General features: G+C 49.5%; 14 protein-coding genes. 7 read left to right on the top strand and 7 right to left on the bottom strand.

All coding sequences use genetic code 11. The features are described 5' to 3' along the window. Window positions 1-80 precede the first annotated feature (80 nt). Genes EP073_RS09595 through EP073_RS09565 form a run of 7 tightly spaced genes read left to right on the top strand, consistent with a single transcriptional unit; the run spans window position 81 to window position 6,041 of the window. Complete coding sequence (locus EP073_RS09595; RefSeq protein ID WP_128466930.1) at window positions 81-1,427, top strand: Na(+)-translocating NADH-quinone reductase subunit A; 1,347 nt, start codon at window positions 81-83, stop codon at window positions 1,425-1,427. After that, window positions 1,427-2,620, top strand: coding sequence for an NADH:ubiquinone reductase (Na(+)-transporting) subunit B (locus EP073_RS09590; protein WP_128466929.1), 1,194 nt, complete (start codon window positions 1,427-1,429; stop codon window positions 2,618-2,620). Before EP073_RS09595 ends, EP073_RS09590 begins: the two co-directional genes overlap by 1 nt. After that, window positions 2,607-3,383: a Na(+)-translocating NADH-quinone reductase subunit C gene (locus tag EP073_RS09585; RefSeq protein WP_128466928.1), complete on the top strand. Its 777-nt coding sequence runs from the start codon at window positions 2,607-2,609 to the stop codon at window positions 3,381-3,383. The genes EP073_RS09590 and EP073_RS09585 overlap by 14 nt, the downstream gene beginning before the upstream one ends. Continuing rightward, a complete protein-coding gene (locus tag EP073_RS09580; protein ID WP_128466927.1) occupies window positions 3,376-3,996 on the top strand; it encodes an NADH:ubiquinone reductase (Na(+)-transporting) subunit D in 621 nt (206 codons plus the stop codon). Before EP073_RS09585 ends, EP073_RS09580 begins: the two co-directional genes overlap by 8 nt. After that, window positions 3,993-4,604: an NADH:ubiquinone reductase (Na(+)-transporting) subunit E gene (gene nqrE, locus EP073_RS09575; protein ID WP_128466926.1), complete on the top strand. Its 612-nt coding sequence runs from the start codon at window positions 3,993-3,995 to the stop codon at window positions 4,602-4,604. The genes EP073_RS09580 and nqrE overlap by 4 nt, the downstream gene beginning before the upstream one ends. 15 nt (window positions 4,605-4,619) lie before the next feature. After that, window positions 4,620-5,843 carry an NADH:ubiquinone reductase (Na(+)-transporting) subunit F gene (gene nqrF, locus EP073_RS09570; protein ID WP_128467811.1) on the top strand — a complete coding sequence of 408 codons (1,224 nt, stop codon included), beginning with the start codon at window positions 4,620-4,622 and terminating at the stop codon, window positions 5,841-5,843. 6 nt (window positions 5,844-5,849) lie between these two features. Further along, window positions 5,850-6,041, top strand: a complete 192-nt coding sequence (locus tag EP073_RS09565; RefSeq protein WP_128466925.1) for a hypothetical protein — start codon at window positions 5,850-5,852, stop codon at window positions 6,039-6,041. A gap of 6 nt (window positions 6,042-6,047) precedes the next feature. On the opposite strand, the gene EP073_RS09560 is transcribed toward EP073_RS09565, so the two are convergent. The 7 genes from EP073_RS09560 to EP073_RS09530 all read right to left on the bottom strand — a co-directional run bounded on the left by EP073_RS09560 (window position 6,048) and on the right by EP073_RS09530 (window position 13,985). Then, window positions 6,048-6,416 (bottom strand): response regulator transcription factor, encoded by a 369-nt coding sequence (locus tag EP073_RS09560; protein ID WP_128466924.1) that lies wholly within the window; start codon window positions 6,414-6,416, stop codon window positions 6,048-6,050. Beyond that, entirely contained in the window at window positions 6,413-8,452 is a 2,040-nt protein-coding gene (locus EP073_RS09555; RefSeq protein WP_164885328.1) for a PAS domain S-box protein, read from the bottom strand. Before EP073_RS09555 ends, EP073_RS09560 begins: the two co-directional genes overlap by 4 nt. A 92-nt stretch (window positions 8,453-8,544) precedes the next feature. Next, entirely contained in the window at window positions 8,545-9,177 is a 633-nt protein-coding gene (locus EP073_RS09550) for a PrsW family glutamic-type intramembrane protease (protein ID WP_164885327.1), read from the bottom strand. 578 nt (window positions 9,178-9,755) lie between these two features. Then, complete coding sequence (locus EP073_RS09545; protein ID WP_128466921.1) at window positions 9,756-10,445, bottom strand: tRNA (5-methylaminomethyl-2-thiouridine)(34)-methyltransferase MnmD; 690 nt, start codon at window positions 10,443-10,445, stop codon at window positions 9,756-9,758. After that, entirely contained in the window at window positions 10,417-11,976 is a 1,560-nt protein-coding gene (nadB, locus tag EP073_RS09540; protein ID WP_128466920.1) for an L-aspartate oxidase, read from the bottom strand. The genes EP073_RS09545 and nadB overlap by 29 nt, the downstream gene beginning before the upstream one ends. Next, window positions 11,976-12,692, bottom strand: a complete 717-nt coding sequence (locus EP073_RS09535) for a hypothetical protein (RefSeq protein WP_128466919.1) — start codon at window positions 12,690-12,692, stop codon at window positions 11,976-11,978. Before EP073_RS09535 ends, nadB begins: the two co-directional genes overlap by 1 nt. 3 nt (window positions 12,693-12,695) lie before the next feature. Then, window positions 12,696-13,985, bottom strand: coding sequence for a radical SAM family protein (locus EP073_RS09530; RefSeq protein ID WP_128466918.1), 1,290 nt, complete (start codon window positions 13,983-13,985; stop codon window positions 12,696-12,698). Between the last annotated feature and the right edge of the window lie 147 nt (window positions 13,986-14,132).

Genomic DNA, 14,132 nt, shown 5'->3' with positions numbered 1-14,132 from the left:
CTTTATTTGTAAGCTGTTGTGTATTATAAGGTATAAATTGTCTTAATATAGCGAGTTAGTGAGGGTGTTTTTTGAGCGGAATGAAAAAAGTGGTTCTTAAGAAGGGAATTGACCTCCCTTTAGGCGGAGCTCCCGAACAGAAAGTTTATGAATCGGGAACTGTGAGCAGATATGCCGTCACTGGGGACGACTATATCGGACTGAAACCCACGATGAATGTTCAGGAAGGGGATTCTGTGAAGTCCGGTGATCTGCTTTTCACCGATAAAAAAAATGCGGGCGTGAAGTTTGTTTCCCCCTTTTCCGGCAAAGTTCTGGCTGTCAACAGGGGCGAGAAGCGAAGGTTTCTTTCCCTTGAAATCGAAATAGACGGCACAGAGGGCGGCAGCCTGAAGGTCTTTAACACTGCGGAGCTGAAAATCATCGGTGAAGAAACGATCCGCAATGTGCTGAACGATGCCGGACTCTGGACATCCTTCATCAGCCGTCCGTTCGGCAGAACCCCGGCTATCGACGCAAAAGCGGATTATATTTATGTAACAGCCGCCGATACCAGACCCCTCTGCGCTGATGTAAAGACCGCCATGGCGGGCATGGAAAGCTTTTTTGCTGCCGGTGTGAGCCTCCTTGAAAAACTGGCGGGCAAAAAACTATACATATGTGTTAGTTCGGAAGACGCGGTTCCCGCGGTTCAGGGGGGCAAAATAGAGTACGTGTGCTTTAAAGGACCCCACCCTGCGGGGCTGGCAGGGACTCACATACATTTTCTTTCTCCCGCTCACGCCGGCAACCGCACATGGGAAATAAACTGGCAGGACACTGCGGCAATAGGCGAGCTTTTCCTGACAGGGAAAATTCCCGTGCAGGCTGTCGTGTCCCTTTGCGGAACCGGAGCGGTTAAACCGAGACTCATCAGAACCATACGGGGCGCATGGTTCGGTGATCTCCTTAAAAACGAGATCAATGCGGAGGATGTGCGTATCATAAGCGGAAGCGCTCTCCATGGAAGGAAAACCGCACCCCCGACAGACTATCTGCACAGATACATAAATCAGGTTACTCTTATCCCCGAAGGTCGGGAAAGAAAGCTTCTGGGCTGGGCAGGTTTGGGAACGGACATGCACTCGGTTAAGCGTTCTTTTCTCACCGCCTTCGGCATAGGGAAGCCTGCTTTCAATACAAATCTTAACGGCGGCAAACGTCCCATAATTCCTGTTGGAAGCTATGAGGATGTTATGCCTATGGACATTCTGCCCACCTATCTCCTGCGGGCTGTTTCCGTGGGTGATTTTGAAACGGCGGAGAAGCTCGGCTGTCTGGAGCTTTTGGAGGAGGATTTATCTCTTTGTACTTACGCCTGCCCGGGCAAGCAGGACTATGCGCCTATGCTCAGGCAGGTGCTTGATACTTTGGAGAAGGAAGGCTGATGAAAGGGCTGCGTAATTTTCTCGAAAAACATGAGCATCACTTCAAAAAGGGCGGAAAGCTGGAAAGATGGTATCCCGTATTTGAGATGACCGATTCTTTTCTTTATACTTCCCCTGATGTGACAAAAGGATACACTCACATTAGAGACGGACTGGATCTTAAGAGGATAATGACAACTGTCGTTCTTGCTCTTATCCCCTGCGTTCTTATGGCTTTTTACAATACCGGACTTCAGGCGAATTATGCTTTTGAGGCGGGAACTCTTGCCGAGGGCTGGCGGCTTGCCGTTATGAGCATTTCCGGCGGAGCGGACAGCTCATCCGTCGGCTCATGTTTTCTGCACGGGGCACTGTATTTTCTGCCTGTATATATTCTGACTCTTGCCGTGGGCGGCTTCTGGGAGCTGCTTTTTGCAGTTGTCAGAAAGCATGAGATAGGCGAGGCGTTCCTTGTGACCTCTCTTCTCTTTCCGCTGATCCTTCCGCCGACTATTCCTCTCTGGCAGGCGGGAGTGGCTATCTCCATCGGTCTTGTTATGGGCAAGGAGGTTTTCGGCGGAACAGGGCGCAACTTTGTCAACCCTGCTCTGATGTCAAGGGCGGTACTTTTCTTCTCATATCCTGCCGCCATGACAGGGGATCGGATATGGATTCCCGCCGATACAATGACATACGCCACCCCTCTGGGCTCCATGGCTCACGGAAGTGATTCGGGGATCACATGGATCAACGCTTTTCTGGGCTTTATGCCCGGCTCAATGGGTGAGACATCCGCTCTTGCGTGTCTTTTCGGTGCCGCGGTTCTGATAGTGACAGGCATAGGCTCATGGAGGATAATGCTTTCAAGTGTTGCCGGACTGGTTTCTCTTGTCCTGCTTTTTAACGGGATCGGGAGCGAAACCAACCCGATGATGAACCTCAGCCCCGAATGGCATCTTGTCCTCGGCGGATACGCCTTCGCCACTGTCTTTATGTCGACAGATCCTGTGTCAGCTTCCATGACGAGAACAGGCATGTATATCTACGGATTTTTAATAGGCGCAATGACGGCGCTGATAAGGGTGGTGAATCCTGCTTTCCCTGAGGGGGCGATGCTCGCCGTCCTCTTCGGAAACGTATTCGCGCCTGTGATAGATCAGTATGTGATAAAGGCGAATATAAGAAGGAGGGGGCGCAGATATGCCGGATGTTAATTCACGAAAATTTACATTTATAGTCTCTCTGGTTCTCTCCGTTGTTTGTTCGGTTCTGGTTTCTGCCGCGGCTGTTTCTCTCAAGCCCATTCAGGATAGAAACCGCGAGCTTGACAGGCAGAAGAATGTTCTCGCCGCTGCGGGGCTTCTCGGTGAAAACACCGATATTGAAGAGGCTTTTGAGAATATTTCCGTACTTGCGGTGAATGTGGGCGACGGAAGCTTTGAGCGGAAGCAGGGCTTTGACACAGGGTTTTTTAAGGATTTCAAGGCTCTCAGCACGGCAGTCCGCCTCACTAAGGAACAGGACACGGCGGGCATAGCCAGCATAGCTGAGGAGCAGCCCGTTTATATAGTCATGAGGGACGGCAAACCGGATAAAATAATACTTCATGTATACGGCAGCGGACTCTGGTCTACAATGTACGGTTTTCTGGCGCTGGAAGGCGACGGCAAAACCGTTGCCGGACTCACCTTTTATGACCAGAAGGAAACACCCGGTCTCGGCGGTGAGGTGGACAACCCGAACTGGAAAGCTCAGTGGCGGGGAAAAGAGATTTACGGAGAGGACGGCGGGCTTAGGCTCGGTGTGGGAAACGGAAAGGTTGATCCCGCTTCGCCCGATGCCGCATATCTTGTGGATTCGCTCTCCGGCGCATCAATGACAAGCAGGGGCGTAAACAGCCTCGTGCGGTTCTGGCTGGGAGAAAACGGCTACGGAAAGTTTCTTTCCAAAATAGAGGCGGAGGGGATCAATGGCTAGCAGCACAGCGAAAATATTTACTGACCCCATTTTCAGAAACAACCCCATCGCAGTGCAGGTTCTGGGTATATGTTCATCTCTGGCGGTTACTTCAAACCTGAAGACTACCTTTGTCATGGCACTGGCTGTTACTGTGGTTCTGGGGTTGTCAAACTTATCCTTAAGCGTAATCAGGAACTACATACCCTCAAGCATAAGGATCATAGTGGAGATGACGATTATCGCCTCTCTGGTTATCATAGCGGATCAGTTTATAAAGGCTTACTTTTTTGAGATCAGCAAGCAGCTCTCTGTTTTTGTGGGGCTTATCATAACAAACTGCATTCTCATGGGCAGAGCTGAAGCTTACGCTATAAAGAATCCGCCGTTTCAGAGTCTTCTTGACGGTCTGGGCAACGGCGCCGGCTACGGTCTCGTGCTCATAGCCGTGGGTACAGTCCGTGAGCTTATCGGTGCCGGCAAGCTTCTGGGCTTTCAGGTGCTTCCGCTCACCTCGGACGGCGGCTGGTACACGCCTAACGGATTGTTTCTTCTGGCTCCGAGCGCGTTTTTCCTGATCGGGCTTATTATCTGGGGTGTTCAGCTTATTATAACCAAAGGGGTCAAGGCATGACAGAGATCTACTTAAGCCTTCTGGTTAAATCAATTTTTGTGGAGAACATGGCGCTTGCCTTCTTTCTGGGTATGTGCACATTCCTTGCCGTTTCAAAACAGGTGGAGACGGCGACTGGGCTGGGTATAGCGGTTATCGCCGTGCAGACGATCACCGTTCCGGTCAATAACCTGATATATCAGCATATACTTAAGGAAGGAGCTCTGGCGTGGGCGGGGCTCGATAATGTTGATCTCACGTTCATAGGTCTTGTAACCTACATCGGCATCATCGCAGCCATTGTTCAGGTGCTTGAGATGGGGCTGGACAGGTTCGTGCCGAAGCTCTACAACGCACTCGGCATCTTCCTTCCGCTGATCACGGTGAACTGCGCTATACTCGGCGGTACTCTTTTCATGGTTCAGCGTGATTACACCTTCGGCGAGAGCGTGGTTTACGGATTCGGCTCAGGGGCAGGGTGGGCTCTCGCCATAATAGCGATGGCGGGTATAAGGGAAAAGATGAAGTATGCTGATGTTCCTAAAGGACTTGATAACTTGGGCATAGTATTTGTAATAGCGGGAATCATGGCGATTTCGTTCATGCTTTTCTCAGGCATACAGCTCTAAGGGGGGCGAAGCGTGATAGAGATAGTTTTAGGCGTTGCCCTTTTTACGGCAATAATCCTTTTTCTGGCAGGATTCATCCTCACCGCCAAACAGTGGCTTGTTCCGGCGGGCAGTGTCCGCATTATAATCAATGACAGCGAGGATAAGGCGCTCAGCGTGCAGAGGGGCGGGAAGCTCTTAAGCGTTCTGGCGGATGAAAAAATATTTGTCTCCTCCGCATGCGGTGGCGGGGGCTCCTGCGGTCAGTGCAAGGTTATAGTGCATGAAGGCGGCGGGGACATTCTTCCCACGGAAAAAAGCCACATCAACAGAAAGATGGAGCGTGAGGGCTACAGACTTTCCTGTCAGCTCACTGTTAAGGAAGATCTAAAAATAGAAGTCCCCGCTGAGGTGTTCAGTGCACGGCAGTGGGAATGCGAGCTAATATCCAACAGAAATGTTGCCACCTTTATAAAGGAGATAGTTCTCAAGCTTCCCGAAGGTGAGGATGTGAACTTCCGCGCGGGCGGGTATATTCAGGTTATGGTTCCTCCCTATGAAGCGGACTTCATCCAGATAGACGTGGGCGAAAAATACCACGCCGCTTGGGAGAAGTTCGGTATCTATCAGTACAGCTCCAAGGTTGACGAGCCAGTGGTGCGTGCTTATTCCATGGCGAATTATCCTGACGAGAAGGGTGTTATCAAACTCAATGTACGCATAGCCACTCCGCCTCCGAAGACTGTGGGCATCCCCCCCGGAAAAGGTTCAACTTACCTCCATACGAGAAAGCCCGGCGATAAGATCACGATAACGGGACCCTTCGGTGAGTTCCACGCCACGGATAATGACACTGAGATGATATTTCTCGGCGGCGGCGCGGGCATGGCTCCATTGCGCTCCATTGTATTTGACGAGCTTAAGAGAAAGGGAACGAAACGCAAAATTTCATACTGGTACGGGGCCAGAAGCGTTGCCGAGCTGTTTTACGATGAGGACTTCAAGCAGCTTGAGAAGGAGTTCGAGAATTTCAGCTGGCACGTGGTGATGAGTGAGCCCCTGCCAGAGGACAACTGGACAGGATACAAGGGCTTTGTGCACTGCATAGCCTATGACGCTTATCTGAGAAACCATCCGGCGCCTGAGGACTGCGAATATTATCTCTGCGGACCTCCTGTGATGATAGATGCCGTGCTTGATCTGCTGGACAGACTCGGTGTCGAGCCGGAGAACATATACTTCGACGATTTCGGCGGGTAATTGAGAATGAAAATGTTTGCGGCCGCCCTTGTGGCGGCTTTCATAGCCTTTGCGGTGTTTTTCCTCACCGTGCTTAGCGCGAAGAGGAAAAACGCCTCATGCGGGTGCGGAAAGGGCGCAGACTGCTGCGCCTCCTCCGGCGGGCATACCGATAAGGGTGAATGTGAGAACGGGCATGGAGACTGCGGTAAAAGCTGACCGGTTTTAGTTCAGCTTTTCCACACAGAGTTCCAGAAGCTCAAAAAGCTTTTTCTTCAGGATAGGCTTAATAAGAGAGAAATCGGCTCCCTTAGCCACTTCTGCCTGATCCTCAAATGCGGTGATGATTATTATCGGCGTTTCGGTATCTGTCTTTCTGATCGCCGAAATCATCTGGATTCCGTTCATCACAGGCATGTCGAGATCTGTGACTATGATGTCGGGCTTCATCTCTCCGTGCATCTTCAGACCCTCTTCCCCGTTAACCGCAAGCCTGAATTCAGTAACATGCTTTGCCAGTATCTTTTCGATGGACTTCTGCATCAGCAGCTCGTCCTCCACGAAAAGAAGCCTGATGTCTTTCAGGTTCTTCATTCGCTGCTCCCCTCAATAAATTTTTCCAGCACAATGGTGAACGCCGCGCCGTCGCCGGTATTTCTAGCGCTGATTTTTCCCTTCATTTTCCCTTCAATAATTGTTCTGCACATATAAAGACCTATGCCCGAACCTGAGCCCTTGGTGGTGAAATAAGGCTCAAAAAGCCTGCTCATGGCTTCGTCCGGTATGCCTCCTCCGTTGTCTGCGAAGGTGATTTTTACCTGCTGTTCGTTTGACTCTATTTTTATGTTTATTATGCCTGCTTCCGAGTTTTTAAGCGTTTTACGGCTTCGTCTCTCCGCTATGGCGTCTTTAGAGTTTGCTATCAGGTTCAGGATCACCTGCTTGAATTCATTGGGATAACCGTAAACTTCCGAGCCGCATTTCTCCGTTCCTGTGTCGTCCACATACACAGCTATGTAGTTGACCTTGAGCTGGGGCAGCATGAGATTGACAATATCCGCCACTGCGGATGAAATTTTGAATTCCTGCATCGTTCTGGCGGGCTTGAAGAAGTTTCTGAAATCATCAATGGTCGCCGCCATGAAGTTTACCTGCTTGAGGATTCCGCTTACGTGCTCATTCACCGCATCAAGGGTGAGCTCCTTATAGTCATAATCGTCCTTAAAGCACTGCGCTATGAGGGCTATGGCGTTCAGCGGCTGTTTCCACTGGTGGGCTATGGCGCCTATCATCTCGCCCATGGCTGCCATTTTGGACTGCTGGACAAGCATCCGCTCCTGTTCTCTCTGCTTCTGCTGGAGCTTGTTTTTATCGGTTATATCAAGGTGAGTGGAGATAAGATAACGCTTGCCGTCGTACATGGTTACCCACTTGGTGGTCATAAGCATGTCCATAACCGTATCATCAACACGCCTTATTTTCCACTCGGAGGCGATGCGTTTTAAGTGCCCGTCACGGTATTTCATGAACAGTCTCCGCATATCCTCCCGCAGGGTTTCGTGGAGCACGGTTTCAAACGCAGAGTTTATTATGTTGAATTCCTTCAGCCTGTACATCTCACAGAAGCGCCCGTTTACCCGCACGTATCGCCCTTTGTCGTCTACCATGGCTATGCCTATGCTCGCCATATTGAATATTACGGAAAGCATCTCCTCATTTGCCGCCAGCTTGCGGTAGCTTTCAAAAAGCTCTCTGCTGCGGCGGTTTATTTTCTCTTCGAGGGAGATATTCGTGTCTTCCAAAAGCTTTTTCTGGTTTTCAAGCTCGGTGATGTCAGTGAAGGAGACTATATAGTAATATTTTTCCCCGGGAAACGGCTGAATATCCACTAAAAAGAAGCGTACAGAGCCTGTTTTGGGATCCTTTATGGCAACCTTTGTATCTCCGGAGGATGCCTTGTTGCGCAGAACCTTTTTAAGCCAGTGCCCGCGTCTGCTCTCCGTGAGATAGCCGTTCATAGGAACGAACATGTCGCATACGCAGCCGTTATTTTCTTTGAAATCGGGGAGGGATTCATACCCGAAGAAGTTCAGGAGGTTTTTATTGCAGTTGCGCATCTCAGTGCCGTTTGTGACCACAACCATGCTGTTCACAAAATCCAGCATGTTCTGGAGCTGCTCTCTGCTGGTGAAAAGCTCCTCACGGAGGTTCTTCTCAGTGGTTATATCTCTTATTACAAAGAGAATACGCTGTTTTCCCCGTCCGTTTCCCGTAATGACGGATATTGCAGTATGCCCCCAGAAGAAGCCGTTTTTAGTCATGAAGAGGTTTTCCGCTCTGAGACCTTCGGGATATTCACCCTTCGAGAGTTTTTTAAGCTCGTCCGGCAGAATGATTCTGCGTCCGAAGGCGAGTGAGTTGATATTCTGTCTGGAGAGCTGCTCGGCGTCCATTCCGAACATGCGCACGGCGGCGGGGTTGAAGAAAGTTATGTTGTTTTTGGGGTCAGTGATGATAACGGCATCAGAGCTCTGCTCAAAAACAGACCTGAACAGAAAACAGCTCTCCTCCTCGGAGAGAGAGGCGAAATCAATGCTCTCAGTTTTTTTCTGTCCATCGGAGTTGTTCACGCACATACATCCACAGCCTTAACAATCGCTCAAAACATATTGTTTAGTAAATTATCATAAACTATCACTGAGTAAAAGGGTAATAATAGCCTTTATCTGTTTTTATGATGCCTTATGAAGAAGAACGCAGTAACCGTTGTGACGGCGAGGACGGTCAGTGTCTTCACAGCGCTTTCACCCATTGTGCGGGCGTATATCGCCTGATAGTTGTATGTTCCGTGCAGGGCTGCGGAAACGAACACATACGCTGCGGTACATTTGAGAAAACCGCATCCGCGGAATTTTGCAGAATTTATTCCGGCAGCCCATATCAGCGCAAGGACTATGTGCAGCGGGGTGGATATAAAAAGCCGCATCAGCAGCATCTGTATGTTCAGCCCGCCGAGGTAGTATATGTTTTCCAGCACGGCAAAGCCGAGCCCCGCCGAAGCGGCGTATACATAGCCCTGCAGCGGGGTTTGGTAATTATTTGAGTCTTTTATTATCAGGTATGTAATGAGACACTTGAGGAACTCCTCATTTATGCCGACAAAGGCGGAGTAGGCAGCCGTTGAAGGTCTGGGCAGGTTCACGGCGTTCATTTCTATTCCCAGAGTATCGAGAAAGAGGGTGTTCATCCACGCCGCAGGGTGATAGGCCGCGGAACCTGCCGCAAAAGCCACAAGGAGCGACATGAAAAGTGTGCGTTTCTCAAACCTGCCGAAGGCATTTATGATAAATGCCAATACAAGTGATCCCGCCGTCAGAATTAACATCAGCTCCAACCGGCACCTGCCAAAGTGTAATTAATAAAAGTAGATCAGAGTTCTCTGCTGCGCAACACCAATTTTTTTTATTTATAAAAACAGTCTGTCTTGTTTCATCAGCGAAACGCACTGTAATTCATAATGAACAAAATCATTCAGAAAAGCTTTTGAGCACAGTGTCTGTGAAAATTGCTTTTAATATATAATTCAAGGTGTTTCTTTTTAAAAAGAAGTTATTTGTTTTGCGCGCAAAGGAAACATATTAATAAATAAACTGATGATTAATAGTGTATTAGAACAGTAAAACGCGTTTTGTTCTACGATCTATTAATTAGAGACAAAAAATGGAGTTGTTTTATTCATCAGAGGATCTATTATTATTTCAGATCAAACAAATAAGTTGAACGCAGTTTTCCGGCTTCGGCTGACAAAGGAAATACGTTCTGCGTATGGAGGAAAGAAATGGCAATACTCTTAGGTATTCTTTGTGTTTCGGCTATCGCAGGTTTCTGGACTGCTGTTTACTACAAAGCACAACATGCAGACTAGTGTGCAGACTAGTTTTTCATAGCTACAGTTCCTGACTGAAAGCCATCAGGAAGGCGGGGAATGTCAGAGACGGCGAACCCCGCCTTCTTCATATCCTCTCTTACCCCTCTGGCGCACGAATAAGTTACAACTTTTCCATCGTCTTTCAATATTCTGTGTAAATTTCTGAACACGCTTTCCGTCCACATTTCGGCGTTTTTTCTTTTACTGAAAGGATCGAAGTATACTGCGTCAAACGGAGCCTGTAGCCTGTCCAGACTGTTTACCGCGTCACCGTACATGACATCAAGTCCGTATCGCCCGCATGTGCCTTCATAAAGCAGTCTGCGGAGGATTCTGTAGCCGTCAGGCGGACTGAGGGTAGATGTTCTCTGTATAAGCTGCACAAGGCTGTGGTCCTTCTCAAGGCTTACTATCTGGAGTCTGTGCTCTTTTGGGATTCCGAGTTTCTCTATTTCATGGAAAGTCACGGCGAGATTTGCGCCGATTCCCAGACAGATGTCCAGCAGGCGGACATGCCCTTTTTTCAGCTTTTCCACAATTTCCGAAGGGATTACGAACTTGTGCAGGCTTTCGGTGAAGGTGCCTATGCTTTTGGCGTGGTAAGCCTGCTTATAAGTGAGATTGTAGAATGATATGGAGCCGTCCCCCGTGGAGATCGGCTTCTTATCACCTGAAATGAGGATTAAATTCGGCATTGCTGAAATATATATGGTAATCTTCTGTTATTTTCTCCGGCTTGTCGTCTCTGTAGTGTCCGCCGCGGCTGCCTTCTCTGGCGAGTGCGGCATGAGCCATCAGAAGCCCCGACTGGGCGAGGTTCTTAAGCTCTGCCGTTTTCCTGTCTGAGGGTGTTCTGTCTTCAAATCTTTTCAGAAAAGCGGAAAGCTCACTGACTGCGGCTTTGAGCCCCGTTTCATTTCTGGAAACGCTTACATACTTCCACATAATTTCCTGAATGGATTTCAGTGATTCGGCGTAATCCGCTTCGGCGAACTTTTCAGCGGTCTGAACTTCCGTATCGCTTATGTCCGTATTTTCTGAATCCTTAATCGCCGCTTTCGCGCTTCTTCCGCCGAAAACAACACCCTCAAGGAGCGAGTTGCTGGCAAGCCTGTTTGCTCCGTGAACTCCCGTGCATGCCGCTTCGCCGCAGGCGTACAGACCTTTGAGGCTCGCGCGCCCGTCAAGGTCGGTCTTTATTCCGCCCATGTAGTAGTGCGCTGCGGGGCTGACGGGGATATAATCCTGCGTTATGTCAATGCCGTAGCCTAGGCATGTATTGTATATCTTCGGAAATCTGAGGAGGATGTGCTCTTTATCAAGATGAGTCACGTCAAGGTAAACATGATTCGTTTTTGTTTTATTCATTTCAAAGAATATTGAACGGCTTACAACGTCTCTGGGAGCAAGCTCGCCGTCTTCGTGATAGCTGAAGCAGAATCTTTCCCCCGCGTTGTTGCGCAGAACAGCTCCTTCGCCTCTCATAGACTCGCTGAGGAGGAACGCCGGAGCGCCGGGAAAGTGGAGTGCCGTGGGGTGAAACTGGAAAAACTCCATGTCCTCCAGCTCCGCTCCGGCTCTGAAAGCCATAGCGGCGCCGTCTCCGGTTGAAACATCAGGGTTTGTAGTGCGGGTGAAAAGCCTTCCCGCTCCCCCCGTGGCGACAATAACCGCTTTGGAGAAGAATGACGTGAACTCGCCGCTTTTTTCATCCAGCGCCAGAACTCCCGTGACCCTGCCGTCTTCTTTTATGAAATCTATGGCGTAGGTGTAGTCAAGCCTGTAAATATTAATGAATTTAAGGGAATATTCTTTCAGTGTACGGACTATTTCGTGTCCTGTGGCGTCGCCGTGGGCGTGTATTATTCGGTTTACGCTGTGCGCCGCCTCACGGGTGAAGGAGAGGGCTCCCTCCTTGGTATCGAATTTCGCTCCCCATGAAATAAGCTGGGTGATGTATTCCGGTCCCTCGGCGACAAGGGTTTTGACAGCCTCCTTAACGCAGAGCCCGTCGCCTGCCTTCAGGGTGTCTTCATAGTGAAGAACTATGTCGTCCTCTTCGCTGAGGGCAACGGCGACGCCGCCCTGAGCATATTCGGAACTGCTTTCACCCAGAACACATTTGGTTATGAGAGCCACATCACCGTGACCGGCAAGCTCAATAGCGGCGCGCAAACCTGCTACGCCGCTGCCGAGAACTATATAATCGAAGCGTTTTTTATTCATCAGAAGCGAATGCCCGCCTTAAGGCTCAACTGGTTAATTTCACCTATTCCCGCCTCAGCGTTGAACTTAAGGAAAGGGAACGGAGTAACCTGAACACCCACTATGCCTTTTGCCGTGTAAGCCGTTTCAGCGTCGAGATCAACCGCGTCAGAGCTTTCCTTGAGATAGTTCATGGAGCCGACTATGCCCGCGTAAGGTTTGACGATGAGTATGCCTTTGCTGATGAAAAGACCGAGGTTGGCGTTGTAGGCGTCTATTTCATCGTGACCTATTGTCTGCGAATATGCCGCTCTGAGTGAGATGGCGGGGGTTGCCATTGTGCCTTCCAGTATGGCGTATTTTATTGAAACGCCTGCTACAGTGAGGTCGGAGTTGGCGGACTGACCTATCATGGCGCCTATGTCAATCTTGCCGGGGAGCCCCTTCTGAGCGTGAACTCTGTACATAACGAGAGCTTCCTGCGAATCGCCGTCCTCTGCCGCGTGATCCCATATTCCGGTGTCGATTATATTGAATGACGCTTCGGCGGCTATGTCAAAGCCGAGTATGCCAAGCGGGTCAGCGGGGCTGTTGGGGTCAAAGGATATGACCGAGCCGAGCTCTTTCGCGAAGGTTTTGAAATCGCTCTGAGTCATGCCGGAGCGGAGTTTTATGTCGTCTGCGAACGCCGTAGCGGAAAAGCAGATGACGAATGCAAGTACGAGAAGCTTCTTCATGGTTTATCTCCTTTTAAGGTCAGGGTAGCCGAAGTCCTTGAAAAAGTTTTCCTTCGTGCGGTTGAAGTAACCGAACCTGACATTCTTATTTTTACGCTTGATTAATTTTAACATGTTTTTAAGTCCGAGGATTTCCTCTGTTTTAAACTTCATTTTTGAGAAGAGAAAATCGGGATCAATATTGAGGTTGCGAAGCTGAATGAGATCAATGTTGTAGGCTCCGAGGAAATCAAGGAGCGTGTTCAGCTCACCCTCACGGTCATTCACGCCGGGGATGGTGAGAAGATTCAGGGAAACGTAGGCTTTATATTTATTTGCCAGCTCTATGCTTTTCAGAACATCTCCGAAATCGTAATCCACCGGTGAATAGTACATTTCGTATGTTGTGTGGTTGGCGGAGTTCATACTGACTCTTATGCTGTCCACTCCGGCGTCCAGAAGGAGCTTGAGCTTTTCCGGGCTGGAGCAGTTGGAGTTAAAGTTAATTGTCATATTCGGCGCCTTCTTCTTAATGACGGAAACAGCCTTGGCAATGGTTTCAGCCTCTGTTATCGGGTCTCCTTCGCAGCCCTGACCGAAGCTGATTATCGGCTCCTCAGCGGTTTCATAGTGGTTCAGCGCTACTTCTATTATTTCCTTGGGAGAAGGAACGAAATTTATTCGGGACTGAGGTGAGGGGCAGCATTCGGCAGGCTGTTTGGATATGCAGCCGAGACACCTGCTGTTGCACGAGGGAGCGGTGGGGATGGGGCATTCCCATCTGCCCATGAAAACGTTTTTCGCCGCCGTGCAGTGGTATTCCAGCGCGCATTTGGCAAGCTGCCTGTAGAGCCTGTTTTCGGGGTATTTGCTGAGGTAAGCCTGAACCTTCGGCTTGAAGGCGTCCGTGTAGTCGTAAAGATTGGGATTCCATTTGGAATCATCGTCTATTTTGATAGCCGGAACAACGAATTTGCCGTTCATCCAGCCCACTGCCGTATATGCGTAAAGCGGCAGAATCTCCGTATTAAGCTTTTTATACGCCGGAAGAAACAGGCGCAGGAACCCGGGGGCGAGAAATGCGCTCACAGCCGTTCCGCCCGTGAAGGTTTCCATGTTTGCCGTGTCCTGATTATAGGCTATGGGGTGGGTGTTCGGCATGAAATACAGTCTTGAGGTTTCGGGGAGCTCAATAAGCTCTGTCTCGTAAGGAACAAAGTTATAATTTTCGCTTCTCACAGCCATCTTAAGGCTGGGGTGGTCATATATATTGCCCTGTCTGTCCGCAAACAGCAGACTTGGTATATCGTACATAGTACCTGCCTTGTTTAATAAGCCCGCGCGGATGCCTCATTGACACGCACGGACAGCCCGCCGTCAGTGAGCACGGGAAAACAAATCATATTGTATTTTCGCAATTTTTCAATATATACTTACGGCACCTAATAACAGTTAAGAAAA

Source organism: Geovibrio thiophilus (genome assembly GCF_004087915.1).
In the GTDB taxonomy this organism is placed as follows: Bacteria; Chrysiogenota; Deferribacteres; order Deferribacterales; family Geovibrionaceae; genus Geovibrio; species Geovibrio thiophilus.
The sequence above is the reverse complement of the archived record's forward strand: the minus strand, read 5'-3'. Positions and strand labels throughout refer to the sequence as shown.